We start from the raw sequence: 26,228 nt of genomic DNA on the forward strand, positions 1-26,228 counted from the left end.
GCGGCGCTCGCGCGCGGGTCAGGTGAGACCGAGCGCTGCGGGAGCATCCAGCGCCGAGTCCACGAGGTGAATGCGTTCACCCAGCGTTCGTCCGGCACCGAGCGAGCGCAGGAGCTGCCACGCGGGCACGTCCCTCGTCCACTGCTGGTGTCCGACCAGCACCATCGGGGCGACATCTCGCTCATCCGCGTAGTAGTTCTCGCACGCGTCCGCGAAGATCTCCGACACGGTGCCTGCGGCTCCCGGCAGGAACACGATGCCACCATCGCAGCGGGCGAGCAGTGTCGCCTCCCGGATGGGGTTGGCGAAGTACTTCGCGATCGCCGTGGCGAACTGACCGGGCGGCTCATGCCCGTAGAACCAGGTGGGGATGCCGATTGATCGCGTACCGCCTGGCCAGCGACGGCGTACCTCCCGCGCCGTGCGCACCCAGCCGTCGATGTCGGCCGAGAAATCGGGCGCCTCTGCCAGCACCGCGATGGCGGTGTCGAGGGCGTCATCGTCTTCGCCGGCGAGGTAGGCGCCGAGATTGGCGGCCTCCATCGCGCCCGGACCGCCGCCGGTGAGCACCGTGCACCCGCGCCGCGTCAGGTCCCGGCCGAGGCCGGCTGCAGCACGATACTGGTGGTCGCCGCGGTGCACGCCGTGGCCGCCCATCACGCCCACGACGCTGCCCCGCGCGTTGCCGGCGAGTTCTTCATCCAGTGCCGCGGAGACCGAATGGTCGTGGAGCGCCACCGCGAGGGATGCGGACACCGTGGAGTGCGGGGTGTGGGTGCGCGACCAGGCGTAGACCATGCCGTCGAGGCTCGCCGCGTAACCGTCCGTGCCGTACAGCTCATCCGCCGTGTACAGCTCACCGCGGTAGGGATCGAACGGCACGTGCGGGATCCGGGGGAACACCAGAGCGCCCGCGCCGCGTAGCCGTTCATCCACTTCGTCGGTGAGAAGGCAGCCCAGGAACACCGCGCCCGAGACGGCCGCGGACAGCAGTTCCTCGCTGCGCTCGCGCAGGTCGAGGGATTCGATCACGCTGCCGCGCAACGAGGGCCGGCCCGCCACGTCGGTGAACTCGGCGTCGAAGGCCGGCAGGGAATCGATGCGTCGCACGTGCCGGGTCATGCCAGCACCCTAGCCGGTGGGCGAGCGCGGTCCGTCGGGAGACGCCCGAAACGCGGACGGTGTCCTTCGCCGCGCTCGCGGTGGGGTAAGCTGTTGTGGTTGCCGTTTGATCGGCCGCGGATAAGAGAGCTCACGGATTCACCGATGGGCACCGCGCAACGAGAGAGAGGGGATCGTTCTATGGCACTGGAAGCAGACGTCAAGAAGGCGATCATCGAAGAGTACGCGACGCACCCCGGTGACACCGGATCCCCCGAGGTGCAGGTCGCGATGCTGACGCAGCGCATCAAGGACCTCACCGAGCACCTCAAGGAGCACAAGCACGACCACCACTCGCGTCGTGGTCTGTTCCTGCTCGTCGGTCAGCGCCGTCGCCTGCTGGGTTACCTGCAGGATGTGGACATCAACCGTTACCGCTCGCTCATCGAGCGTCTCGGTCTTCGCCGCTAAGCAGCGCAGCCGCGTACAATCGCGCAAAACATTCTTGGAGGGCCGCCCCACGGTGTGGGGCGGCCCTCGTCGTGTTCGTGGGGAACACGGGAACCGGCCCCCGCTCGAGGTTCACAGGAGCGAGCGGGGGCCGGGATCTGACACGGGATCAGCCGGCCGACGCGGCGCCCGGAAGGAACAGTGCCACGGGGGAGCGACGCACCGTCGCCGCGGTCACCGCGGCGAGCGCCAGCGCGAGCACGGCCAGCACCGAGAGCGCCAGCGGCCAGGACCCGGTGAGATCGTGGAGCACCCCGATGAGGAAGGAACCGGTCCCGGCAAGGGCGTAGCCTGCTCCCTGCGCGATCGCCGAGAGCGCCCCCGCGGATTCCTCGTCCGCAGCGAGCTGAACGATGAGCGCGAGAGCGAGGCCGAACGCCCCGCTCTGCACGGCACCCAGCACTCCCGTGATCGCCGCATACGGACCGTCGGACACCGTCAGCCACACCATGCCCGCTGCCGTGAGCACGCCGATCGCCGGGGCACACCACAGCAGCAGGGAACGCCGCCGGGCGATCATCGGCATCGCGAGCGTGGGCAGCAGCCCCGCGATGCTGAACCACGCGAGCAGCCAGCCCGCTGCGGCGGCATCGATCCCGCGCTCCGCGAGGATCTTCGGCAGGTACGCGGTCACGGCGAAGTACAGCAGCGCCTGCAAGCCGAACATCACGGTGACCAGCAGCACCGTGGTCGTGGACGCCCGCGTGCGCGGGGCGCGAGGGGGAGCGCTGGCGAGGGGGGTGCCGCCGCCGCGCTGCGCCAGGAGCATGCCGAAGCACGCGATCACGGCGGGCACGGCCCACGCCCCCAGCGCGATGGGGACACTCTCACCGGAGGCACGGTACAGCGGGACGACGAGACTCGCCCCGATGGCGGCACCCACGCCGAAGGACATGCCGCTGAGACCGACCCACAGCCCGGAGGCGGCGATCGCCTTCAGGTACTGCGGCAGCAGCGTGCCCGCCGCCATGATCGCCGCTCCGGCGAGGAAGGTCCCAGGGAGCAGAGCGGCTGGCGCGAGAACTCGGAGCACGAGCGCCAGCGCCAGCACTCCCATCGATGCGGCGAGCGCACCGGTCGTGCCGATGCGCCGTGCGAGCAGGGGACCGAGGGGTGCCGTGAGGCCGAACGCGATCACCGGAAGCGTTGCGAGGGCGGATGACCATCCGGATGACAGTCCGAACTGCATCGTCGTCTCGTGCAGCAAGGCCGCGACCGAGGTGATCGCCGGACGCAGGTTGATGCCCACGAGCAGCGCGACCGCGAGGAGGAGGGCGGGGGATGCCCCCGCCCTCCGGTACGCAGCGGTCTGAGGACGCTCAGAGACCCGTGACACGAAGTCCCTCGGCCACCACACGGCCGTCGTGGATGACCGTGCGGTCGCTGCCGCGGTCCATCACCGCGCTGGTCGGGGTCTCACCATCGACCAGCAGGAGATCGGCCCGATCGCCGACGCCCGTGCCGGGGTGCTCGCCCACACGGGTCAGCCGTGGGGCGTCGGGGGACATGATCGCCGCGCCTCCGGTGGTGGCGACCCCGAGAGCGAGCTCCACCAGATCGTCGCGGCGGAAGCCGTTCACGAACGCCAGCTGCCAGGTGCGATCGAGCATGTCGCCGTTGCCGTAGGGGCTCCAGTAGTCGCGCTGACCGTCCTCACCGAGCCCCACGCGAACGCCGGCCTCGGTGAGCGCGGCGAGTGAGAGGTGCTTCGTGGTGGACGGTGCCACGGTCGCCATCGAGATGTCGAGCTCCGCGAAGGTGTCGATCAGACGACGGCTCGTGGCCTCGCTGACTCCGCCGAGTTCATAGGCGTGGGACATCGTCACCTTGCCCTGCATGCCGAGCGCACGGGTCCGCTCGATCACCAGCTCGGTGCTGAACACCCCCAGCTCACCCGGTTCATGCAGGTGGATGTCGACTTCCACCTGGTACTTCTCCGCCAGGCCGAACACGATGTCCAGGTGCCGGGCGGGATCGCGGTCCAGCTGCGAGGGATCGATGCCGCCGATCACGTCCGCGCCCTGTCGAAGGGACTCCTCGAGCCATTCGACCGTGCCCTCCTCTCGGAGGATCCCGGCCTGCGGGAAGGTCATCACCTGGACGTCGGCGTGGGCGGCGAAGCGCTCCTTCGCGGCCATCACCGCATCGAACTTCTCCAGCTTGCAGTCCACGTCCACCTGAGCGTAGGAGCGCACGCGCGTGGTGCCGTGCGCGATCATCTTCTCCAGGGTTCCGGCGACGCGGGTGGGCAGGTCGATCTCGGCATCGCGCCAGTTGCGACGGTCGTTCATCATCATTCCCCATACGCCGGGAGCACCCGTGTGCGGGCGGAACGGCAGACCGATCCGTGTGGAGTCGAGGTGCACGTGCACGTCGCTGAACGAGGGCAGCAGCAGCCGGCCCCGGCCCTCGACGTCGCCGGCCGCGAGCGGCGAAGCGGGGTCGTGCGGGCGGACGGCGGTGATGCGCCCGTCTTCGATCACGACGTCGGCGGGATCTGCGCCCCACGGGCGCGCGTCACGGATGATCATGGGTCTCCTTTCGGCCGCAGCGGCGAACAGCGCCGCGACGGCGGTGAGGTGTGTGCGCGTCTGGTGCATCGCCGATGCACCTGACGGGCGCGGACGATGTCAGGCTGCGGCGAATTGGGCTGCGGCGGTGGGGAGATGGTGGCAGGCGATGTCGCCACGCGGGCGCTCGTCGATGCACACCTGCTGCTGTGCCGGGGAGAGCCCGGTGAACACCGGGCATCGCGTGCGGAAAACGCACCCGCTCGGCGGGCTGGACGGATGGGGGAGATCGCCGGTCAGACGGATGCGGCCGCTGCGATCCGCGTCGGGGTCCGGGCTCGGAACGGACGACAGCAGCGCTCGGGTGTACGGGTGCTGCGGCGACTCGAACACCTCATCACGCGTGCCGTGCTCCAGGATCCGCCCGAGATACATGACCGCGACGTCGTCGGCGATGTGCTTCACGACCGAGAGATCATGCGCGATGAACACATAGGAGATCCCGAGATCGGCCTGGATGTCCTCCAGCAGGTTGATCACCTGCGCCTGCACCGAGACGTCGAGCGCCGACACCGGCTCGTCGCAGATCACCACGTCGGGCTCCAGCGCGAGCGCCCGGGCGATGCCGACGCGCTGCCTCTGGCCGCCCGAGAACTCGTGGGGGAACCGGTTCACGTGCTCGGGACGAAGACCCACCCGGTCCATGAGGGTCATCACGCGCATCTTCATCCCCTCCTTCGGTTCGATCCGCTGCGCCCGCAGGGGTGCAGCGATGGCAGACCCGACGCTCTGACGCGGGTTGAGGGACGAGGAGGGGTTCTGGAACACCATCTGCACCCGACGACGGAAGGCGTGCAGATCGGTGCCGCGCAACTCCGAGACGTCGGTGCCATCGAGCAGGATGCGTCCGGCGGTGGGATCGAGCAGTCGCATGAGCAGGCGCCCTGTGGTCGACTTCCCGCAGCCGGATTCGCCCACCAGCCCGAGCGTCTTGCCGCGCTCCAGCGTGAAGGAGACGCCGTCGACCGCTTTCACGGTCGCTGATCCCTTCAGGAAGCCGCGCCGGACGGCGAAGTGCTTCGTGAGGTCGTCGACCTGCAGCAGCGGAGCGTTCATGCGGTCTCTCCTGACGTGATGACGGCGGCGCTGGGGGCGCCCATGTGGACCAGCGTGGTGCGGGGCAACGCACGGATGGCGCGGCGAGACCGGCTCATGCGCGCGGCCCGGACGCTGCGAGGACGGATGCCGGAACGAAGCATCGCGCACGGTGCGTCTCGTCGCCGGCGGATGTGAGGCGGGGACGCTCCGTGCGGCAGCGGTCGTCGGGGACCAGGTGCGATACGGGGCAGCGGTCGGCGAACAGGCAGCCCTGGGGCAGATCCAGCAGCGACGGCGGGAAGCCGGGAATGGGCGTCAGCCGGCCTGCCGTGTCCGCCATGGAGGGCATCGAGGCCAGCAGCCCACGGGTGTATGGATGGGCGGGTGATCGGAAGGCGTCGCGCACCGCCGCTTCCTCCACGCACTGCCCGCCGTACATCACGACGACGCGCTCGCAGACCTCGGCCACCACGCCCAGGTCGTGGGTGACGTAGATCACGGAGGAACCTGTCTCCGCCTGCAACGAGGCGATCAGGTCGAGGATCTGGGCCTGCACCGTGACGTCGAGCGCGGTGGTGGGCTCATCGGCGATCAGCAGCTCCGGCTCGCAGATGAGGGCCATCGCGATCATCGCGCGCTGGCGCATGCCGCCGGAGAACTCGTGCGGGTAGGCGTCGAAGCGGGCGACGGGGTCCGGGATGCCGACGCGGGCGAGCATGTCGATGCTCTGAGCCCGCGCCGCCTTCGCGCTCACGGCGTTGTGCACACGGTAAGCCTCGGCGATCTGCTTGCCGACGGTGTAGAAGGGGTGCATCGCGGAGAGCGGATCCTGGAAGATCATGCCGATGCGCTTGCCGCGATACGGGCGCATCTCGTTCTCGCTGAGCGGGACCAGATCGGTCCCGTCGAAGAGAATCCGGCCGCCGACCTGTGCCCGGGTGCCCTTGAGCAGGCCCATCAGCGCCTGGCTGGTGACGGTCTTGCCGGAGCCGGACTCGCCGACGATGCCGACGGTCTCACCCCGGCCCAGCGTGAGGTCCATGCCGTTGACCGCGTGGACGAGTCCGTCGTCGGTGGGGAAGGTGACCCGCAGGTCACGGATGTCGAGGAACGGAGCGGTCATCAGTTGACCCTCACTCTCGGGTCGATGCCGGCGTAGGCGAGGTCGACGACCACGTTCGCCGTGATGATGAAGAAGGCGGCCAGCATGGTGATGGCCATCGTGACCGGAAGGTCGCCGGCGATCGCGGCGTGCACGGCGGTGAATCCGAGGCCGGGGACGGAGAAGATCTGCTCGGTGAGCACGGCGCCGCCGAGCAGACCGCCGAGGTCCAGGCCCAGCATCGTGACGATCGGGGTGATGCCTGCCCGGACACCGTGATGGAACACGATCCGCTGCGGTGCGAGACCCTTCGCGCGCGCCGTGCGCATGAAGTCCTCGCCGAAGGTCTCGATCATGTTGTTACGGGTGATGCGGATGTACTGTGCGCTGAACAGGATGGCCAGGGCGACCCAGGGCAGCAGATAGTTGAGCATCCAGGCCGCAGGCCCCGCGGAGCCGAACGGCGAGGTGATCTGGTTGCTGGTGAACGGCAGGACGTGCAGGGTGCTGACGAAGATGAGCAGGAGCAGCAGACCGGTCACCGGCACCGGGAGGGAGACGCCGATCGACGCTGCGCCGACGATGATCTTGTCGGTGGCCCTGCCCTTGCGAAGCGCGGCGAGGAGGCCGAGGCCCACGCCCACGACGGTCCAGAGGACGACGGCGCCGACCGCGATGGAGAGGGTGTAGGGGAGGGCGCGCGCGAGGATGTCCGTGACGTTCTCGTTGGTCTGGAAGGACTTGCCCAGGCACGGCCAGGTGCACAGTTGTTCGGCGCCCGGGGCACCCACCATGCGCGAGCCGAAGAACCCGGAGAGATAGATCAGGTACTGCTCGAGGAACGGCTTGTCCATGCCGAGTGCGATGCGCGCCTGCTCGATGCGGTCGGGCGTGCACTCCTGACCGCAGGCGGCGGCCGCGGGATCGGCGGGGCCGATCTGGAACAGGGTGAACGTGACGAAGCTGACCACCAGCAGCAGCAGGATCAGTCCGGTCACGCGACGGACGAGGAAGGAGAGCATGGTGTCCCGTACGGGGCCGGCCGGGCGGCCGGCCGGCCCCGTCCTTTCAGATGAGCGGGGGCGTCAGTTCTCGACGCCGACGGTGGACAGATCGATGCTTCCGAAGAAGTAGCCGACCTGGGCGTTTCGGATCTTCGAACCGACGACGCTGTTCGTGAACGAGCGCATCAGCGGGACGATCGGGTACGACTCCATCGCGGTGTTGTACAGCTCGCTCCACTGGGTGTTCAGCTCCTCGGAGCTCCCGTTCGTGTTGCGCAGCGCGTACATCTCGCCTGACAGCTTCGCGTCGTAGTAGCGGGAAATGTTGCTGAAGCCGTAGGTGGTGCCGTCCAGGCTCGGGCCGAGCTGGGGGTCGACGGTCGTGCGGGTGGAGCCTGACGCCGCGCCGCCGCACCAGCCGGAGCGGGCGATGTCGGGCATCTGGTCACCGGCGAGGGTGGTGTAGTAGTTCGCCGACGGGATGGCGACCAGCTGGAGGTCGATGCCCAGCGACTTGAGGTTCTGCTGCAGCACGGTGCCGAGGTTCTTGTAGCGCTCGGTGGCGTTCGCGTACCCGTAGGTCAGCGTCTTCGGCACGTCCTTGCCCTCGAGCAGCTTCTGCGCCTCCTCGAGCTTCGCGGCACCGGAGGGGTCGAGATCGATCGTCGGCTCGATCCAGCCCACCTGGGCATCGTTCAGGTACGAGTTGGTGATCTTGCCGAAGCGCGGCCCGCCGTACTGCACCTGGATGGCCGACCGATCGATCGCGAGGGCGAGCGCGTGGCGCACGTCCGGATCGGTGATGGTCGTGGTGTTGAAGTTCAGGATGTCGGTGCAGCCGAGAAGACCCGCCGCGGTGCGCGATGCGATGGTGGGGTCGGTGAGGCGGCCGGTGTCCGAGGCCTGCAGCGCGCCGTTGGAGTCCAGGGTGATCGCGGTGGGGTCGGCATCGCTCAGCAGCTGCTGGCTGATCGTGGCCTGTGCCGTGGAGAGCGAGAAGGTGAACGTGTCGGGCAGCGCGGTGCGGTTCGGGTCCGTCTTCGGGTCCCAGTGGGGGTTGCGCACCAGTTTCAGCTCGCGGCCGCGATCGTAGGACTCGATCATGTACGGGCCCGATGCGATGGGGTGGTTGGTGTAGTCGAGCTGCGTGTCCTTCGCCCGCGGGACCGGAGCGCTGTTGGAGCGCGACGCGAGCGCGGGGAAGTCGGGGTACGGCTGCTTGAGGTGGAAGATGATCGTCTTCTCGTCCGGGGTCTCCACGGCCGCGAGGTCGCCGCCGGTGTACGGGCCGGTGTAGGTGTCGGCGTCGAGCACCGCGTTCAGTTCCTGCGGCGCCTGCGTGAAGACGTCGCGGGCGAACGTGCGCTCGATGCCGTACTTCACGTCGGCGGACGTGATCGGAGTGCCGTCCTCGTAGGTGAGGCCGTCCTTCAGCGTGTAGGTCCAGGTGAGGCCGTCCTCGGAGACCTGTCCGAGGTCGGTGGCGAGGTCGGGGACGATCTGCGGCGGCTGGCCCGCGGTCTCCTTGGCCATGGTGAGAGTGCGGTAGTACAGCTGAGCGACGTTCGCGGTCTGCACGTAGTTGTTGTTGCCGGGGTCGAGAGTCATGAAGTCCGCGGACATCAGGACGTTCACGTTGCCGCCGGGAGTGGTGAATCCGGGCTCGACGATCTTCGCCGCATAGGGGTCGTTCGTCGACGAGGCCGTGGAGCCGGCGCCGTTGCCGGTGGCTGTGCCGGTGCTGCCGCCTGCGGTACAGCCCGTGATGGCAAGAGCCATCGTGAGGGCGGACGCCGCGAGCAGGGTACTGCGGTGCTTCATGGACTTCTCTTTCCTGTGGTGGTGAGGGAGGGGCGGGGATGGAGGCGGTCAGCCGCGCGACGCCTTGGGATCCAGCGCGTCGCGCACGGCGTCGCCCAGCAGGTTGAACGCCAGCACGGTGATCACCAGGGCGGTGCCGGGCACGATGAGGAACCACGGGTCGGACAGATACCAGTTGCCGGCCTGAGCGGCGTTGAGCATCTGACCCCAGGAGGGGGTGGGATCCTTCACGCCGACGCCGAGGAAGGAGAGCGCGGCTTCGGCGGAGATGTTGGTGGGGATCATCATCGTGGCGTAGACCAGCACGACGCCGGAGACGTTCGGGATGACCTGCGTGAAGATGATCGACCAGCGTGACGCGCCGTAGGAGCGCGCGGCCTCGATGAACTCCTGCTCCCGGATGCTCAGCACCTGACCGCGCACCACACGGGCGAGGTATGCCCAGCCGAAGAATCCCAGGATGATCACCAGCGAGGCGATGGGCACGAAGCTGCCCTGCCCGAGCGGGGTGTCACGCAGCCGCGACTGGAGGATCGGGGTGAGGGAGAGCACCAGGAGGAGGTGGGGAAAGGCGAGGAACAGGTCGATCAGCCGGCTGATGACCGTGTCCACCTTCCCGCCGAAGTATCCGGCTGCGGCGCCCAGCACGGTGCCGAGCACGACCGAGACGAGGGTGGACAGCAGTGCGATGAGCAGCGAGACCTGCGCGCCATAGGCCAGCCGCGCGAAGATGTCGCGTCCGAGGCCCGGCTCGACGCCCAGCCAGTGCTGCGCGGACGGGTACATGTACTCGGGCAGCGGAAGCCCGGGAGTCATGAAGTTGTCCAGGACGTCGGGACCCGTGTTCGTCGTGTCGGGGTTCTGCCCCTCGATGGCCGTCAGCACGGGCGCCAGCAGGGCGAACAGCACGATGAGGATGACCACGGCCAGGGAGCCCATGGCGATCTTGCTGCGCTTGATGCGCAGCCAGGCGGTTGCCAGCAGCGAGCGTCCGGTGGCCACCTTCGGTGTGTCGATCACCTCGGTGCGTGGAGCCGTCGTCGTTGTCTCGGTCACGATCGTCCTCTGTGTCGGGGAGCGGATGGACGAAACGGTATACCAATCTGGTCATGGATGTATACCAAAAGTTCAGAATGTGCCGAAAAGTTGCACTCTGGGCCGCTCGATGCCAAGTTTGGGATACCACGCCATGCCGAAGGAGCCTCATGCGCACACTGCTCACTGCCGACCACGTTCTCGTCCATGCCGGCGGCGGGCACCGCGAACTGCGCGACGGCGCCGTGGTCGTGGAGGATGGCCGGATCACGTTCGTGGGACATCCCGCCGAGGTGGCCGGTCCCTTCGATGAGGAAATCCCCCTCGGTGAGAGCCTGCTGATGCCGGGCCTGATCGATCTCGACGCGCTCACTGACATCGATCACCTGATCCTGGACTCGTTCACGACGCCGGAACGAGCCCGCCGCCTGCAGTGGTCCGAGGAGTACTTCGCGCGGCGCGAGCACGTGTTCTCCGTCGAGGAGCGACGCCGAGTGCGCGAGATCGGCCTCGTCCAGCTGGCTCTTCACGGCATCACCTCGTACATGCCCATCGCCAGCGAAGTCCACTCGGCCTGGGCGGAGGAGGCCGACGACTTCTTCGCGATGGCGGAGTTCTCCCGCACGATCGGACTGCGCGCTTTCCTCGGCCCGTCCTACCGATCCGGCGTCAACGTGGTCGACGCCGACGGACATCGTGCCGTTCGATTCGCTCCCGCCGAGGGTGAGGCCGGACTGCTCGACGCGATCCGGTTCTTCGACGAGGTCAGCGGCTGGCGGGACGAACTCGTCACGCCCGTGTTCCTGCCGTGCCGGGTGGAGACTCTCACCCCGGAACTGTTGCGTGCTACCGCGGAGGCTGCGGACGAGCGGGGTGCGCTGGTGCGCCTGCACGCTCTGCAGGGGGACTTCGAGCGCGACTACATCGTGGCCGAGCATGGCTGCACGCCGCTCGAGCTGATCGAGCGCTCCGGGCTGCTCGGTGACCGCCTGATCATCCCCCACGGAGTCTTCCTCGACGTCAATCCGCGCGTGCACGGCGAGGACCGCGGGGACCTGGCCACCCTGGTGGACGCGGGGGTGTCGATCGTGCACTGCCCGCTGACGAATGCGCGGTACGGCTCGGAGCTGGAGACTTTCGCCCGCTATCGGGCGGCGGGGCTCAACATCTCCCTGGGTACCGACTCCTTCCCGCCCGATCTCATCCGCGGCATCGACGCCGGAGTCTCCGTGGCGAAGGTGCAGAATCGTGACCTGTCGGCCGGCGACATCGCCGGGTACTTCGACGCCGCGACCCTTGGTGGTGCGAGAGCGCTGAAGCGGCCCGATCTCGGCCGCATCGAGGTGGGAGCCACCGCCGACCTGACCGCATTCGGCCTCGACGACGTGCGGTTCGGGCCGATCGAGGACCCCCTTCGCAACCTCGTGCTCGCGGGCTCCGCGCGCGACGCGCGACTGACCATGGTGGCCGGGCGCGTCGTCATGCGCGATGGCCAGATCCCCGGAATCGACCTGGAGGAGATCCGCCGCGACGCGCAGGTGCTGTTCACGCGGATGCGTGACGCCTATGCGAGTCGCGACCACCGCGGCGGGCCCACCGCAGAGCTGTTCCCGCCGGTGTTCCCCTCGGCGGGTGAAGGAGGGGCCCGTGACGCGAACTGACGCCGCTGCGGACGGGAGCGCGCTGGCCGACAACGTCTACCGTTCCCTGCTCCGAGGCATCGTCGACGGTACCTATCCGTCCCGTGCTCGCTTGAAGGAGCGCGAGATCTCGGACCGGTACGAAGTGTCGCGTATCCCGGTGAGAGAGGCGCTGCAGCGCTTGGAGTCGGAGGGCTTCGTCCAGTCGGTGCCCAACCGCGGGGTCACGGTGGCGCCGGTGACGCGCGCAGATCTCGAGCACGTGTTCGAACTGCGGCTGTGCATCGAGCCGTTCGCTGCCGGGCGCGCGGCTGAACGGATCGCGAACGGAGAGGTCGACCCCGCGCCGCTCGTCCAGGTGATGGGGGAGCTGTCCGCGATGCACGGTGATGAGGCCGACATCCCGAGCCTCGACTTCCATGAGGAGGTCGTGCGGCTCAGTGGCAACGCGCGCCTGGTGCGGAGCCTGGCGCCGCTGCGCGGCCGGATGGAATGGCAGTTCCGCCTCACCCAGGACGCGCGGGCCGCGGAGCACGCGATCGAGCACCAGCAGATCTTCGAAGCGGTCATGGCCGGGCGCGCGGCCGCCGCATCCGCGCTGTCCTACGCTCACATCGATCTGGCTCGCGGGCCGATGATCGCGGCTCTCGCCCCTCTCCTCGACGACTGAGGCCGCAGTCGAGCCGGAGCGACGCGGGTCAGGCGCGGTCGCCGTAGCTGCGCAGCACCCGGGCGCGGTACTCCAGGAAGCCGGTGAAGCCGTCACGCAGCGCGGCGGAGAGCTCCTCCGGGCTGTCGATGAGCACGGCGTCCTCGGCGTCCGGGAACACTCCCGGGTCGTGGATGCCGTCGATGCCGATGTACATCGGCGAGCCCTGGGCGTTGATGATCATGAGGCGCCCTGCCCGGCACAGGCCGAAGACGAACGCGCACTCCGCAGCAGTCAGCGTGGCGTGCCCCAGGGAACCGGTCACGGGTCCGTCCTGATCGAGGGGATCCAGCGTGAGATCGCTCCACGAGCCATCGAACGCCAGCGCCTCGCCGTCGCTTCGGCGATACAGGCCGGAACCGTCCTCGCGGACGGCCAGGCCTGCGGCGTCCAGGTAGGCGGCGAGCCCGGCACGATCCGGCTCGACGAGCCGGTCGCGCTCGACCGGCATGAAATGCAACGAGAAGCCCATGCGCCGACTGTAGCGGTGCGGATGCCGAGAGCCGCCCGTCGTCCTGTCGGCTCAGATGTCGAGCGGACGAGACGAAGGACGGCTCTCGGCGGCGGATAGCCGTCGCCTCCGAACCGGGTCAGGCGCGTGCCGCGACCAGATCGGCGTGGTGGCGCGCCGCGACGTCCGGGTGGGCGCGCAGGCGCGACTTCAGCGCGTTCTCGCCGTACAGGGCGTGGATCGGGTTTGCCGGGTCCTCGGTGACGCCGCGCGCTTCGGCCGCGAGCTCGGCGGGCAGATCGATGATCGGCAGACGTGCGTCAAGTGCGGGGTTGAAGAAGAACGGGATCGAGATCCGGTCATCGGGCAGACGTGGCGAGACCACGCGGTGATTGGTTGCGATGAGGTAGCCCTGCGTGGCGTACTCGAGGAGCTCGCCGATGTTCACGACGAACGCGCCCGGCACCGACGGCGCATCCACCCACTCGCCGTCGCGGTGCACCTGCAGCCCGCCCTTGCCCGGTTCCACCCACAGCAGCGTGAGAACGCCCGAGTCCTTGTGAGCACCCACGCCCTGCTGGGGCTCCGGGGCATCGGTACCCGGATAGCGGACGATCTTCAGCAGTGTCGATGGCTCACCGAAGTGCTTGTCGAAGTAGTCCTCCTCGGCTCCGAGGGCCAGCGCCCAGGCTCGCAGGAGCTTGCGCGCGACACCGGTGAGGTGGTCCTGCCAGAGGGTGACGACCTCGCGCAGCTCGGGCTGCGCCGCCGGCCACAGGTTCGGTCCGATGAGGCGTGCGTAGCCGGGGGCTGCTTCGTCGGTGACGACGTCGCGCTCGGGGCCGATGTCGATCTGCTCGCGCCAGTCCACCCGGCCCTGCGTGCGCTCGCCGCCCACGCGCGTGTACCCGCGGAACTGGGGGCTGTTGACGTTCTCGATCGCGAGCTTGTCCTCGTCGGGCAGCTCGAAGAACTCGCGCGCCGTGCGGTGCAGGCGTGCTTCCAGCTCGGCCGGGATGGCCGTTCCCGTGAGGTAGAAGAAGCCGACATCGTGCGTCGCGGCACGAAGCTGATCGCGGAATGCGGCGGCGGATTCCGGGCCGCCGTCCAGCAGCGAGAGGTCAAGGACGGGGAGCGAGAGATCGGTCATGGCATGACCATAAGCCGCCGGGTCGAGGCGTTCACGCGGGAATGACAGATGGGTTCATCTGGCGTCATGCGGCGTTATCTCACCGGGAATCGGCACCTCGGAGGGCGTCAGACACTGCCGATCGGGTGCATTGATCCGTACCTCAGCTTGTCATCAGATGAAAGTAAGGCGTACCTTAGTCAAGCCCGATTCGGGTGCAGGCGTGCCCGTGCCGTCTGCCTGATCGACGGAAGTTTCTGCTGTGCTCGGCTCTCTGCTCATCGGCCTTCGCGAAGGCCTGGAAGCTGCCCTCATCGTCGGCATCCTCGTCGCCTACCTCAGCCGCCTCGGGCGGCGCGACGTGCTGCCTCGCCTGTGGGCGGGCGTCGGCCTGGCCCTGGCCATCTCGCTCGGCATCGGTGCGGTCCTCACGTTCGGTGCCTACGAGCTCACCTTCCAGGCGCAGGAGGTCATCGGCGGAACGCTGTCGCTGGTGGCCGTCGGATTCGTCACGTGGATGATCTTCTGGATGCAGAAGACCGCACGCTCTATGAAGAAGTCCCTGGAAGGCGGCGTGGACCGCGCCCTCGCCAGCGGTGGCCTCTGGGGCATCGTCGTGCTCGGCTTCGTCTCGGTCATCCGCGAGGGTGTGGAGACGACACTCATGCTCTGGTCGGTGGTGCAGTCGGCGGGTAACGCGCCGGCCAGCCTCCTCGGTGCTTTGATCGGCTTCGCGATCTCCATCACTGCGGGTGCTCTCCTGTCGCGGGGCATGCTGCGCCTGAACCTCGGGACATTCTTCACCTGGACCGGTGGGATCCTCGTTGTGGTCGCCGCAGGCGTGCTCGCCTATGCCCTGCACGACCTGCAGGAGTCCGGAGTGCTTCCCGGTCCCTGGGGTGCGCTGGCACCTCTTGCCGCCGCGGGTGCCGCTGCGGTCGGGGGCGTGGCGGTCGGCCCCGCGGGCTTCCCGTTCGGCTACGCGTTCGACGTGTCCGCCGTCGTGCACCCGGGGGAGTGGCTGGCCGTGCTCGGTCAGGCCACGGTGGGATTCATGCCCACGATGACCTGGCTGCAGGTGATCGCCTGGGCCCTCTACATCGCCATCGTCGGGATGCTGTTCGCCCGTCGCGTGAGCCGCCGTTCGCCGCGGCCGCAGGCCGCCGGCATTCCTGCGCCTGCGCCGGTTCCGGCATGAGCTCATCGCGGGCCCGCCCCCTGTCCGCGAACCGGCCCTGACTCCGCCCTCACGGCGACCTGTCCAGCCCGCCTCCCGTCCTCTTTCACCGCTCGTCTGACCCGTCCTCGACAACATCCCGGCACCGCCGGATCGGAAGGAACCGATGTCCTCGCTGCGCCCCCGTGCCCTCGCCGCCACCGCCGGTATCGCACTGTCCGCTCTCGCCCTCACCGGCTGCGTCGCCAAGGCGGACACCGCCGCCAGCGGCAGCCTCTCCGTGACGGCGGACGACTCGTCGTGCGCTGTATCGGCGGATTCCGCCGTCAGCGGCACCGTGACCTTCGCGGTGGAGAACTCCTCCTCCCAGGTGAACGAGTTCTACCTGCTCGCCTCCGATGGTCTTCGCATCGTCGGCGAGGTCGAGAACATCGCACCCGGTGCCTCGCGCACGCTGACGGTCGTCGCGCAGCCCGGTGACTACTTCACCGTGTGCAAGCCCGGCATGATCGGCGACGGCGTCGGCAAGACGGCGTTCACCGTCACCGGTGATGCGGTCGCCGCGACCGGTGATGACGCCGAGCAGATGACGAAGGCCGTCGACCTGTACGCGGCGTTCGTGAAGGAGCAGGTCTCCCAGCTCGTGCCGCAGGTGCAGGCGCTCGTCGACGCGTACGAATCCGGCGATGACGAGACCGCTCGCTCGCTGTTCGCCTCGACGCGTGTCTCGTACGAGCGCATCGAACCCATCGCCGAGGCGCTCGGTGACCTGGACCCGCGCATCGACTACCGCGAGGTGGACGCCGTGGCCGAGGGGCTGGACTGGACGGGCTTCCACCGCATCGAGAAGGACCTCTGGGTGCCCGCGAAGGATGCTCTGAACTCCGACGACGCGACGCCCGCGTGGCAGGACTGGAACCCGTCGACCCCCGAGGAGCGCAAGTCCTTCGGCGACCAGCTGGTGACGGATGTGCAGGAGCTGTACGACTACGTGCACTCGGACGAGTTCTCCACCACCCTGGAGGCGCAGGGCGTGGCGTCGCTCTCCAACGGTGCGATCGCGCTGCTGGACGAGGTCGCGAAGGGCAAGATCACCGGTGAAGAGGACTGGTGGAGCCACACCGACCTCTCCGACTTCGCCGCCAACGTCGAGGGGTCCAAGATGGCCTTCTCCCTGGTGCAGGACTTCGCTGCCACAAAGGGCGATGACGCGAAGAAGCTGGTGGGCGAGATCACCGACGGCTATGCGAACCTGGAAGCCGCTCTCGCAACCTACGGTTCGCTGGACACGGGCTTCGTGTCCTACCTGGAGCTCACCGATGCTGATCGCAAGACGCTGACCGACGAGGTCAACGCGCTCGCCGAGCCGCTGTCGCAGCTCACCTCGACCATTCTGGAGTGATGTGACCACCATCCCGTCTGCCGGATCGCCCGACGCCTCGGCGTCGCCGGGTGATCCGGCGCCCACCGAATCCCCCTCTCGGGGACTCTCCCGTCGTGCGCTGCTCGGGCTTGCCGCGGGTGCCGCCGGGCTCGTGGTCGGCGGCGGTGGCGGTGCCGCCATCGCCACGGCCACGGCCGCGGCGCAGAGAGCCGGCGCGGCGGGCGACGTGCACCCGTTCTTCGGCGCGCATCAGGCGGGCATTGCCACCCCCGTGCAGGACCACATGCACTTCGCCGCGTTCGACATGATGGCCCGCACCTCTCGCGACGACCTGATCGAACTGCTGACCGACTGGACGTACGCGGCGTCGCGCATGACGCAGGGCCTCGACGTGTCCGCCACGGGCGCCGTCGGTGGATCCCCGGAAGCGCCGCCGGACGACACGGGGGAGGCGCTCGGGCTTGCGGCCAGCAACCTGACCATCACGTTCGGCTTCGGCCCGGGGCTGTTCGAGCGCGATGGCGTGGACCGCTACGGGATCGCCGATCGCCGGCCGGCGTCGCTGCAGCGCCTGCCGGCGTTCCTGAACGACGAGCTGGTGCCGCAGCTCAGCGATGGCGACCTGTGCATCCAGGCCTGCGCCGATGACCCGCAGGTGGCCGTGCACGCCATCCGCAACCTCAGCCGCATCGCGTTCGGGCGGGCGACGATCCGATGGTCGCAGTTGGGGTTCGGGCGCACGTCCAAGACGACCTCCGATCAGAGCACGCCGCGTAACCTGTTCGGCTTCAAAGACGGCACCGCCAACATCCTCGCCACCGATGCGGCAGCGCTGGACCAGCACGTCTGGGCCGGCGACGACGATGTCGCGTGGATGGCCGGGGGCTCCTACCTCGTCGCGCGCAAGATCGCCATGACGATCGAGACCTGGGACCGGGTCCGCCTCGCCGAGCAGGACCGCATCATCGGGCGGGACAAGGCGATGGGTGCACCGCTCTCCGCGCCGGGCGGCGCGGAGAGCGCGGAGCCGGATTTCGACGCCGCCGATGTCGCGGGTAAGCCGCTCATCGATCCGGTGAGTCACGTTCGCCTGGCGCACCCGACGTTCAACGGGGGCATCCGCATCCTGCGCCGCGGGTACAACTACGTCGATGGCAACGACGCGCTGGGAAAGCTCAGTGCGGGGCTGTTCTTCCTCTCCTACCAGCGCACGCCGGAGCACTTCATCACCTTGCAGCGTGCGCTCGCGAAGGACGCGATGTCGGAGTACATCCGCCACGTGGGGTCGGGGCTGTGGGCGATTCCTGCGGGTGTGGCGGAGGGGTCGTTCGTCGGATCCGCGCTGTTCTCGTAGATCTCCGAATCCTCGGGAATACTTCTGGAGGACATGCGTTACAGTCGATGTATTCACACGCATGGAAAATCGAGGAGCGATCGTGAACGAGAGCACGACTCAGGCAGCCCGGACCGCGGGATCCTGGCCCGGTATGCAGTTCGGCCTGATGTCGGTGTCCGACATCACCCAGGACCCGATCACCGGGCGCACGCCGTCCGAGGGTGAGCGCATCCAGGCCGCGGTGACCATCGCCAAGCACGCCGACGAGGCGGGGCTCGACGTCTTCGCCATCGGCGAGCACCACAACCCGCCGTTCTTCTCGTCGTCGCCGACGACCCTGCTGGCCGCGATCGCCGCGCAGACCGAGCGTCTGATCGTCTCCACCTCCACCACACTGATCACCACCAACGACCCGGTGCGCATCGCCGAAGAGTACGCGATGCTGCAGCACCTGTCGGGCGGACGGATGGACCTGATGATGGGGCGTGGCAACACCGGCCCCGTCTACCCGTGGTTCGGCCAGGACATCCGCCAGGGCCTGCCCCTGGCGATCGAGAACTACGCTCTGCTGCACGAGCTGTGGACCAAGGACGTCGTCGACTGGGAGGGCAAGTTCCGCACCCCGCTGCAGGGCTTCACCTCCACGCCGCGCCCGCTCGATTTCGTTCCGCCGTTCGTGTGGCACGGATCGATCCGCACGCCCGAGATCGCCGAGCAGGCGGCGTACTACGGCGACGGGTTCTTCGCCAACAACATCTTCTGGCCTGCCGAGCACTACCAGCGCCTGATCAACCTCTACCGCCAGCGCTGGGAGCACTACGGCCACGGCGCGCCGGAGACCGCCATCGTGGGCCTCGGCGGGCAGGCGTTCATCCGCAAGAACTCGCAGGATGCGAAGAACGAGTTCCGTCCGTACTTCGACAACGCGCCCGTCTACGGCCATGGTCCGTCGATGGAGGACTTCACGCGCATGACCCCGCTCACGGTGGGATCGCCCCAGGAGGTCATCGATCGCTACGCGGGCATGCGCGATCTGTTCGGCGACTACCAGCGTCAGCTGTTCCTCGTCGACCACGCAGGACTGCCACTGAAGATCGTGCTCGAGCAGATCGACCTGCTGGCGGAAGAGGTGGTGCCGGTGCTGCGCAAGGAGCTCCAGGTGAACCGTCCCGCCGCAACCCCCGATGCGCCCACGCACGCCGCTCGTCGCTTCGCCAAGTACGGCGACGACAAGCCCCGCGAGGCCGTTCCCAACCCCAACCGCGGCGACAACCTCACCGTCGGGTCTCCGTACCAGGACACCGACGCCCTGAACAACGCCAAGCCCGGTGCCGCCTTCGGTGCCGCGGCCGTGAAGTGAACGAAGGAGATCGGACATGACCGACCGTCGGATCGTCGTCGTCGCGGCGGGGCTCTCCAACCCCTCCTCGACCCGGATGCTGGCCGACCGCATGGCCGCCGCCGCCGTCGCGCAGCTCCGGGAGCGGGACATCACCGCCACCGTCGAGATCTTCGAGCTCCGCGACTACGCGCACCAGATCGTCGACAACATGCTGACCGGCTTCGCGCCCCAGGAGCTGGAGGCGATGATCGCGAAGGTCGTGGCCGCCGACGCGCTCATCGTGGTGACGCCCGTCTTCTCCACGAGCTACTCGGGCCTCTTCAAGTCGTGGATCGACGTGCTCGATCCCGACTCTCTCTCGGGAAAGCCGGTGTGGATCGGCGCCAACGCGGGGACTGCGCGCCACTCGCTGGCCATCGACTACGCGGTGCGCCCGCTGTTCGCGTACCTGCACGCGGACGCGATCTCCTCGGGCGTCTTCGCCGCCTCCAGCGACTGGGGCGCCAACGCCGACGAGGTCGCGCCCCTGTCCAAGCGTGTGGAGAAGGGGGCTCGCGAGCTCGCGGAGGCGATCGCCGCCCGTGAGCCCGTCACCGACCTCGACCCGTTCGACCCGGCCAGCTACCTGGGTGAGGGCAAGAGCTTCGGTCACCTGCTCGGAGGACTCGCGGGGGAGTGATCCCGCGCGCGGTCTGCGCCGCGAACACGGACGCCGCCGGCCTGTGCCGGCGGCGTCCGTGTTCGCGTTCAGGGGCCGGAGACGGGGGCGGAGCGCTCGCGTCGCCGGCTCACCGCGGTGACGGCGACGTCGGCGATCGCACCCAGGGCGAGGGCGACGGCGATGGACACGACGACCCCGATGATCGGCTCGCCGGGGATGAGTCGTGCGACCACCGCTCCCACCACCGCCTGATAAGAGCCCCACGCCACGGCGGCGATGGCCACCACGGGAAGGAAGCGCAGCGCACGCACCCCGGTGGCTCCGGCGGCGACGTTCACCGCGAGGCGCGCGAAGGGGATGAAGCGGGCCGTGAAGACCACCGTGGCCGTCCCCGCCTGCAGACGGACACGAGCCCACTCGAGGGCCGCCCGAATCCGGCGATGCCTCATCCATCGCCGCTCGGCGCTGCCGACGGTGCGGCCCAGCCAGAAGCAACAGGCGTCACCGGCGAAGGCGGCGATCGCCGCGCACACGATGACCGACCACAGCGGGGGCGTTCCGCTCACCGCCGACACCGCGCCGAGAGCGGTGACCGCGATCTCGCCGGGAACCACCACGAGGAACGCATCGGCGAACACGAGCAGCACCATCAGTGACAGCCCCCAGGGGCCGGCGAGGAGATCGAGGATCTGCGGCACACCTCACGGTCCCACCCCGCCGTCATCGACACAGAGACGCGGGGTGGCCGGTCGGCAGAGATCTGGTGAACACACGGGGTACATGCCGGGGGAGCGCAGGTGACGGCCAGGCGGAGATTGGATGAACACCGTGTGAGGGGACGCGGATCCGGTCCGGCCCGTCGTTCTCATGCGCCACCCTGGTCGCGTGAGAGTCGCGATTGTCGCCGAGTCCTTCCTCCCGCACATGAACGGTGTGACCCGCTCCGTCATGGAGATCGCCGCGCACCTGCAGCGCAACGGCCACGAGGCCCTGATCATCGCCCCGGCCGCGATGGGCATGCCCGATGTTCTGCACGGTGCTCCGGTGGTGGGTGTTGCCAGCGTCCCGCTGCCCGGGTACGCGGACGTCCGCGTCGCCGCGGCCGGGGCCGCCGCGATCGGCCGCATCCTCGACCGGTTCGCACCCGACGTGATCCACCTCGCGTCCCCGTTCGCACTGGGGTCCCGCGCCGTGGCGGCGGCGCGCCGCCGAGGCATCCCCGTCGTGGCGGCCTACCAGACCGACGTGATCGCCTATGCGGCCCGCTACGGCGTCGGCGTGACCACCGCGGCCGCCGAACGGCACGTGGCGCGCCTGCACCGGCGGTCCACGCTCACGCTCGTCCCGTCGCAGTCCTCGGAGGATCAGCTGACCGCCCTCGGCATCGACCGGCTGCGCCGCTGGGGCCGCGGCGTGGACACCGCGCGTTTCTCGCCCGCACAGCGCTCCGACGCCTGGCGGGAACGTGTCGCTCCCGGCCGCGTCGTCGTCGGCTACGTCGGCCGCCTCGCCGCGGAGAAGCAGGTCCATGACCTGGCGGTGCTCAGCGATCTGCCCGATGCCCGCGTCGTGATCGTCGGCGACGGCCCGGAACGCGCAGCACTGGAGAGGCGGCTGCCGGACGCGGCGTTCCTCGGGCACTTGGACGGCGCGGAACTCACCGAGGCCGTGGCTTCGTTCGACGTCTTCGTGCATCCCGGGGAGAGCGAGACCTTTGGGCAGACGCTCCAGGAGGCGCACGCCAGCGGCGTGCCCGTGGTCGCGGTCGGGCGCGGCGGCCCGCGGGACCTGGTGCGCTCCAGCGTGGACGGATGGCTCTACCGCCCGGGAGATCTCGACGATCTGCGGGCCCGGGTCGCGGACCTCGTGGGCGACGCGCGCAAGCGACGCGCATTCGGCGCGGCCGGTGTCGACGCGGTTCGCGGGCGTACCTGGGAGGCGCTGTGCGATCAGCTGCTCGCGCACTTCAGGGAGGCGATAGAACTGGCCGCCGTGGACCGCGCCACCCGTGTTCGGCGCGCAGTCCGTGCCGAACCGGCCCCGGCGAGTGCACCCGCACGGTGGGGTCGGGTCGTGGCGCTCGGCGATTCGCTCACGGAAGGGCTCTGTGACCCCGGCCCCGACGGTGCGCTGCGTGGCTGGGCCGACCGCCTGGCGCTGCTGCTCGCGGGCTCAGGCACCCTGTCGTACGCGAACCTCGCGGTCCGGTCCCGGCGCGTCCGCGACGTCGCCGGCCCCCAGCTCGCCCACGCGCGCCGGCTGCGACCGGAGCTGGTCACCATCCTCATCGGATCGAATGATCTGGTGAAGCCGCGCCCCGACATTCCGGCGCTCGCGGCCCGGGTGGAACAGAGCGTCCTGCGACTGCGCGCGGACGGAGCCGAGGTCCTGCTGGTGACGCCGTTCCTCCCGTACCGCCCCGAATCGCGCCCGTTCGCGCGCTCGTTCGCGGCCTTCGCTACGGCGCTCGCCGGGGTGGCGGCTCGCACCGGCGCGCTGCTGCTGGACACCGACCTGGTCCCCGAGCTCGGCCGGCGCGAATACTGGGCGGACGACCTGGTGCATCTCGCTCCGGCCGGGCATCGTCTGCTGGCGTACCGGGCGGCTTCCCTCCTCGGGGTCGCCCACGCCGACGAGCTCGCGGGACTTGACGAGACATTCCACGCCACCCCCCATCAGCTACCTCGCCGGGAGTGGTGGCGACGCCACGCGCTGCCCTGGATGTGGCGGCGGCTGCGCGGACGATCGGCGGGGGACGGACTCGGGCCGAAGCACGATGAGTACGTTCTCGTCGGTGCGCGCGGCTCCGGTTCCCGTCGTCGCCAGGGTGTGTGAGGGTGACGCGCTCGCGCACGGGGGGAAGGAGAACGCCGCCCGGACCTGGTCCGGACGGCGTTCTCGGTGAGGCGGATGAGTGGACTCAGCCGGACTTGCGGCGGAACTCGCGCTTGTGGCCTGCGGCACCGTGGGCCTGGCCCACGGCACCCTTGCCGTCCAGGTGCGATTCGCCCGTGCGGCTGTGCGCGTTCTTCTTCTCGAGGGCTTCGCGGAACTTCCGCTTCAGGTCATCCTCGGGTGCATTCTGCTCGGACATGCCGCCAGTCTAGGGCGCGGAGCGTGCGATGTGTGGGAACGGAGTGTCGACGGTGTGCGACGCCCTGACGAATGTCGGAGGCCAGGAGCATGATGGTGCTGCGCTGGTGACGATGCCGGCAAGGAGGAAGAGATGGACATCAAGATCGAGGTCATTTTCGTTCCGGTCACAGACGTGGATCGTGCGAAGGAGTTCTACGTCGACAAGCTGGGATTCAACCCCGACCACGACCAGCGCGTCAACGAGGGCCTGCGTTTCGTGCAGCTGACCCCTCCCGGCTCCGCCTGCTCCATCGCCATCGGAGAAGGGCTGGGCCACACCATTGAGCCGGGTCGTCTGGACGCGATCATGGCGGTCATCCCGGATGCCGACGCGTTCCTTGCCGAGATGCGTGAGAAGGGCGTCGAAGCGGAGGGTGTCGACGAACAGGCCTGGGGCCGCTTCGTCACCGTGAAAGACCCGGACGGCAACACCTGGACCTTCCAGCAGCTGCCTTCCTGGTCCTGAGCCGGTTCCAATGTCTGCGGTGCCGGGAGGGGGAACGTCCCGCTCCCGGCACCGATCGGCTCTGTGGCCGGTTCGGTGAGGGTGTCGCGTTGGTGTGCGCCTGATAGGATCAGCGCGGTGACACCCATGCGTCACCGCACAACTGAACACAGACTGGAGCAGGCTCGGCAGGAAGCTGGTCCCCTGAAGTGGATTCCCCGCGGTTGCACGGGTGATCTTCTCCTGGTGGCCAGCGCAGGCGAGCGGACATACGCGCACGCCCATATCTGCCTGCTCTGCTCCTTCGAGGAAACTCGCCCGTCACACGGATGGACGAGTCAAAACAAAGAAGGAGAGACCTCTTGGAAGGTCCTGAAATCACCGCAGCCGAGGCCGTTCTCGACAACGGACGCTTCGGCAAGCGCACGATCCGCTTCGAGACGGGTCGTCTGGCGCAGCAGGCACAGGGTGCCGTTGCCGCGTACCTCGACGACGAGACCATGCTTCTGTCGGCCACCAGCGCGAGCAAGCAGCCGCGCGACGGGTTCGACTTCTTCCCGCTGACCGTGGACGTCGAGGAGCGCTCGTACGCTGCCGGCAAGATCCCCGGTTCGTTCTTCCGCCGTGAGGGCCGCCCCTCCACCGAGGCGATCCTGGTGTGCCGTCTGATCGACCGCCCGCTGCGTCCGTCGTTCGTGGACGGCCTCCGCAACGAGGTCCAGATCGTCGTCACCGTGCTGTCGATCGCCCCCGGCGAGTACTACGACGCGCTGGCGATCAACGCCGCGTCGGCATCCACGCAGATCTCCGGTCTGCCCTTCTCCGGCCCGATCGCCGGTGTGCGCCTCGCGCTCATCCCCGGCTACGGCCAGCACGAGGACCAGTGGGTCGCGTTCCCCAACGTCGAGCAGGTCTCCGAGGCCGTCTTCGACCTGATGGTCGCGGGTCGCGTCGTGAAGAACGCCGACGGCACCGAGGACGTCGCCATCATGATGGTGGAGGCCGAGGCGACCGAGGGCAGCTGGGACCACATCCGCGGCGGTGCCGTGAAGCCCAGCGAAGAGATCGTCGCGGGCGGCCTGGAGGCGGCGAAGCCGTTCATCAAGCAGCTCGTCGAGGCTCAGGCCGACATGGCTCAGCACTCGTCGAAGGAGCCGGGTGTCTACCCGGTCTTCCTGCCTTACGCGCAGGAGACTTACGACTTCGTGTCGAACAGCGCGTACGCGGACCTGGAGAAGGTCTACGTCATCGCCGACAAGCAGGAGCGCCAGAGCGCCGACGACGAGGTCAAGGACCGCGTCAAGGCCGAGGTCGCCGCCGCGGTCGAGGCCGGCACGCTGCCCGCCTCCGCTCTCGGCGAGGTCTCCGCCGCCTACAAGTCGGTCACCAAGGCCATCGTCCGTGGCCGCATCCTCACCGAGGGCGTGCGCATGGACGGTCGCGGCCTGGCGGACATCCGCCCGCTCGACGCCGAGGTCCAGGTGATCCCGCGCGTGCACGGCTCCGCCATCTTCCAGCGTGGCGAGACCCAGATCCTGGGCGTCACCACGCTGAACATGCTGAAGATGGAACAGCAGATCGACTCGCTGTCGCCCACGACCAGCAAGCGCTACATGCACCACTACAACTTCCCGCCCTACTCGACCGGTGAGACCGGCCGGGTCGGCAGCCCGAAGCGTCGCGAGATCGGCCACGGCTTCCTGGCCGAGCGCGCCCTCGTTCCGGTGCTGCCCAGCCGCGAGGAGTTCCCGTACGCCATCCGCCAGGTGTCCGAGGCGCTCGGCTCCAACGGCTCGACGTCGATGGGTTCCGTCTGCGCATCCACCCTGTCGCTGCTGAACGCTGGTGTGCCGCTGCGCGCACCCGTCGCCGGTATCGCCATGGGCCTGGTGTCGGACACGGTTGACGGTGAGACCCGCTACGCCGCCCTCACCGACATCCTCGGCGCCGAGGACGCGCTGGGCGACATGGACTTCAAGGTCGCCGGTACCAGCGAGTTCATCACGGCCATCCAGCTCGACACGAAGCTCGACGGTATCCCGTCGTCGGTCCTGTCGGCTGCGCTGCAGCAGGCGCACGACGCCCGCACCACGATCCTCGGTGTGCTGAACGCCGCGATCGACGGTCCGGACGAGATGGCTCCCACCGCGCCGCGCGTGATCTCGGTGCAGATCCCGGTCGACAAGATCGGTGAGCTCATCGGCCCGAAGGGCAAGACGATCAACGCCATTCAGGATGAGACCGGCGCGCAGATCTCCATCGAGGAGGACGGCACCGTCTACATCGGTGCCGTCGACGGCCCCTCCGCGGAGGCCGCGCGTGCACAGGTCAACGCGATCGCCAACCCCACCAACCCGGAGGTCGGCGAGCAGTTCCTGGGCACGGTCGTGAACCTGCGCGACGGCCTGGGCGCCTTTGTCTCCCTGCTGCCCGGCAAGGACGGCCTGCTCCACATCAGCGAGGTCCGCAAGCTCAACGGCAACAAGCGTGTCGAGGAGCTCGGCTCGGTGCTGTCGGTGGGCCAGAAGATCCTGGTGCGCATCACGAAGATCGACGACCGCGGCAAGCTGTCGCTGGAGCCGGTCCTCGAAGAGGCCGCCGAGCCGGCTGAGGCTCCCGCCGAGGCCTGACCGATTCG

Annotated in this window: 23 protein-coding genes; 11 read left to right on the forward strand and 12 right to left on the reverse strand. The window is 68.9% G+C overall.

Going from position 1 to position 26,228, the window contains the following annotated elements; all coding sequences use genetic code 11:
- Positions 1–18: 18 nt before the first annotated feature.
- Positions 19–1,122 (reverse strand): LOG family protein, encoded by a 1,104-nt coding sequence (locus tag LQ566_RS00265; protein ID WP_231089547.1) that lies wholly within the window; start codon positions 1,120–1,122, stop codon positions 19–21.
- 180 nt (positions 1,123–1,302) lie between these two features.
- On the opposite strand from LQ566_RS00265, the gene rpsO reads away from it, so the two are divergent.
- On the forward strand, positions 1,303–1,572 hold the full coding sequence (gene rpsO, locus LQ566_RS00270) for a 30S ribosomal protein S15 (RefSeq protein WP_018187174.1): 270 nt from the start codon (positions 1,303–1,305) through the stop codon (positions 1,570–1,572).
- 148 nt (positions 1,573–1,720) lie between these two features.
- Here the strand turns inward: rpsO and LQ566_RS00275 are convergent, their stop codons facing one another.
- From LQ566_RS00275 to LQ566_RS00305, 7 genes are all read right to left on the reverse strand, one after another.
- On the reverse strand, positions 1,721–2,947 hold the full coding sequence (locus LQ566_RS00275; protein WP_231089548.1) for an MFS transporter: 1,227 nt from the start codon (positions 2,945–2,947) through the stop codon (positions 1,721–1,723).
- Entirely contained in the window at positions 2,931–4,142 is a 1,212-nt protein-coding gene (locus tag LQ566_RS00280; protein ID WP_231089549.1) for an amidohydrolase family protein, read from the reverse strand. Before LQ566_RS00280 ends, LQ566_RS00275 begins: the two co-directional genes overlap by 17 nt.
- Positions 4,143–4,241: 99 nt before the next feature.
- Complete coding sequence (locus LQ566_RS00285) at positions 4,242–5,237, reverse strand: ABC transporter ATP-binding protein (protein WP_231089550.1); 996 nt, start codon at positions 5,235–5,237, stop codon at positions 4,242–4,244.
- 94 nt (positions 5,238–5,331) lie between these two features.
- On the reverse strand, positions 5,332–6,342 hold the full coding sequence (locus LQ566_RS00290) for an ABC transporter ATP-binding protein (RefSeq protein ID WP_231089551.1): 1,011 nt from the start codon (positions 6,340–6,342) through the stop codon (positions 5,332–5,334).
- On the reverse strand, positions 6,342–7,343 hold the full coding sequence (locus LQ566_RS00295) for an ABC transporter permease (RefSeq protein WP_231089552.1): 1,002 nt from the start codon (positions 7,341–7,343) through the stop codon (positions 6,342–6,344). Before LQ566_RS00295 ends, LQ566_RS00290 begins: the two co-directional genes overlap by 1 nt.
- Before the next feature lie 63 nt (positions 7,344–7,406).
- On the reverse strand, positions 7,407–9,146 hold the full coding sequence (locus LQ566_RS00300; RefSeq protein WP_231089553.1) for an ABC transporter substrate-binding protein: 1,740 nt from the start codon (positions 9,144–9,146) through the stop codon (positions 7,407–7,409).
- 48 nt (positions 9,147–9,194) lie between these two features.
- Complete coding sequence (locus LQ566_RS00305; RefSeq protein WP_231089554.1) at positions 9,195–10,202, reverse strand: ABC transporter permease; 1,008 nt, start codon at positions 10,200–10,202, stop codon at positions 9,195–9,197.
- 149 nt (positions 10,203–10,351) lie between these two features.
- Between LQ566_RS00305 and LQ566_RS00310 the strand changes: the two genes are divergently transcribed.
- Both LQ566_RS00310 and LQ566_RS00315 read left to right on the forward strand, forming a co-directional pair.
- Positions 10,352–11,842, forward strand: coding sequence for a chlorohydrolase family protein (locus LQ566_RS00310; protein ID WP_231089555.1), 1,491 nt, complete (start codon positions 10,352–10,354; stop codon positions 11,840–11,842).
- Positions 11,829–12,491 carry a GntR family transcriptional regulator gene (locus LQ566_RS00315; RefSeq protein ID WP_231089556.1) on the forward strand — a complete coding sequence of 221 codons (663 nt, stop codon included), beginning with the start codon at positions 11,829–11,831 and terminating at the stop codon, positions 12,489–12,491. Before LQ566_RS00310 ends, LQ566_RS00315 begins: the two co-directional genes overlap by 14 nt.
- A 28-nt stretch (positions 12,492–12,519) precedes the next feature.
- Here the strand turns inward: LQ566_RS00315 and LQ566_RS00320 are convergent, their stop codons facing one another.
- Both LQ566_RS00320 and LQ566_RS00325 read right to left on the reverse strand, forming a co-directional pair.
- Positions 12,520–13,002, reverse strand: a complete 483-nt coding sequence (locus LQ566_RS00320; RefSeq protein WP_231089557.1) for a hypothetical protein — start codon at positions 13,000–13,002, stop codon at positions 12,520–12,522.
- Between the two features lie 118 nt (positions 13,003–13,120).
- Positions 13,121–14,131, reverse strand: coding sequence for an isopenicillin N synthase family dioxygenase (locus tag LQ566_RS00325; protein ID WP_231089558.1), 1,011 nt, complete (start codon positions 14,129–14,131; stop codon positions 13,121–13,123).
- 241 nt (positions 14,132–14,372) lie between these two features.
- Between LQ566_RS00325 and efeU the strand changes: the two genes are divergently transcribed.
- From efeU to LQ566_RS00350, 5 genes are all read left to right on the forward strand, one after another.
- Positions 14,373–15,308 (forward strand): iron uptake transporter permease EfeU, encoded by a 936-nt coding sequence (efeU, locus tag LQ566_RS00330; protein WP_231089559.1) that lies wholly within the window; start codon positions 14,373–14,375, stop codon positions 15,306–15,308.
- Between the two features lie 145 nt (positions 15,309–15,453).
- Positions 15,454–16,689 carry an iron uptake system protein EfeO gene (gene efeO / locus LQ566_RS00335; protein ID WP_231089560.1) on the forward strand — a complete coding sequence of 412 codons (1,236 nt, stop codon included), beginning with the start codon at positions 15,454–15,456 and terminating at the stop codon, positions 16,687–16,689.
- Between the two features lie 10 nt (positions 16,690–16,699).
- Entirely contained in the window at positions 16,700–18,025 is a 1,326-nt protein-coding gene (gene efeB / locus LQ566_RS00340; RefSeq protein ID WP_231091337.1) for an iron uptake transporter deferrochelatase/peroxidase subunit, read from the forward strand.
- 133 nt (positions 18,026–18,158) lie between these two features.
- Positions 18,159–19,367 carry an LLM class flavin-dependent oxidoreductase gene (locus tag LQ566_RS00345; protein WP_231091338.1) on the forward strand — a complete coding sequence of 403 codons (1,209 nt, stop codon included), beginning with the start codon at positions 18,159–18,161 and terminating at the stop codon, positions 19,365–19,367.
- A gap of 16 nt (positions 19,368–19,383) precedes the next feature.
- Complete coding sequence (locus LQ566_RS00350; protein WP_231089561.1) at positions 19,384–20,028, forward strand: CE1759 family FMN reductase; 645 nt, start codon at positions 19,384–19,386, stop codon at positions 20,026–20,028.
- Between the two features lie 68 nt (positions 20,029–20,096).
- Here the strand turns inward: LQ566_RS00350 and LQ566_RS00355 are convergent, their stop codons facing one another.
- Positions 20,097–20,708 carry a DedA family protein gene (locus LQ566_RS00355; RefSeq protein ID WP_231089562.1) on the reverse strand — a complete coding sequence of 204 codons (612 nt, stop codon included), beginning with the start codon at positions 20,706–20,708 and terminating at the stop codon, positions 20,097–20,099.
- A gap of 187 nt (positions 20,709–20,895) precedes the next feature.
- Between LQ566_RS00355 and LQ566_RS00360 the strand changes: the two genes are divergently transcribed.
- Positions 20,896–22,845 carry a glycosyltransferase gene (locus LQ566_RS00360; RefSeq protein ID WP_231089563.1) on the forward strand — a complete coding sequence of 650 codons (1,950 nt, stop codon included), beginning with the start codon at positions 20,896–20,898 and terminating at the stop codon, positions 22,843–22,845.
- An 85-nt stretch (positions 22,846–22,930) separates the two neighbouring features.
- Here LQ566_RS00360 and LQ566_RS00365 read toward each other — a convergent pair whose 3' ends face one another.
- Positions 22,931–23,104, reverse strand: coding sequence for a DUF5302 domain-containing protein (locus LQ566_RS00365; protein ID WP_231089564.1), 174 nt, complete (start codon positions 23,102–23,104; stop codon positions 22,931–22,933).
- Positions 23,105–23,236: 132 nt separating this feature from the next.
- On the opposite strand from LQ566_RS00365, the gene LQ566_RS00370 reads away from it, so the two are divergent.
- Together LQ566_RS00370 and LQ566_RS00375 are read left to right on the forward strand one after the other, a co-directional pair.
- Positions 23,237–23,611 (forward strand): glyoxalase superfamily protein, encoded by a 375-nt coding sequence (locus tag LQ566_RS00370; protein ID WP_231089565.1) that lies wholly within the window; start codon positions 23,237–23,239, stop codon positions 23,609–23,611.
- Positions 23,612–23,952: 341 nt separating this feature from the next.
- Positions 23,953–26,220, forward strand: coding sequence for a polyribonucleotide nucleotidyltransferase (locus LQ566_RS00375; protein ID WP_231089566.1), 2,268 nt, complete (start codon positions 23,953–23,955; stop codon positions 26,218–26,220).
- The last annotated feature ends 8 nt before the right edge of the window (positions 26,221–26,228 follow it).

It is taken from the genome of Microbacterium nymphoidis (genome assembly GCF_021044885.1).
Classification (GTDB): Bacteria; Actinomycetota; Actinomycetes; order Actinomycetales; family Microbacteriaceae; genus Microbacterium; species Microbacterium nymphoidis.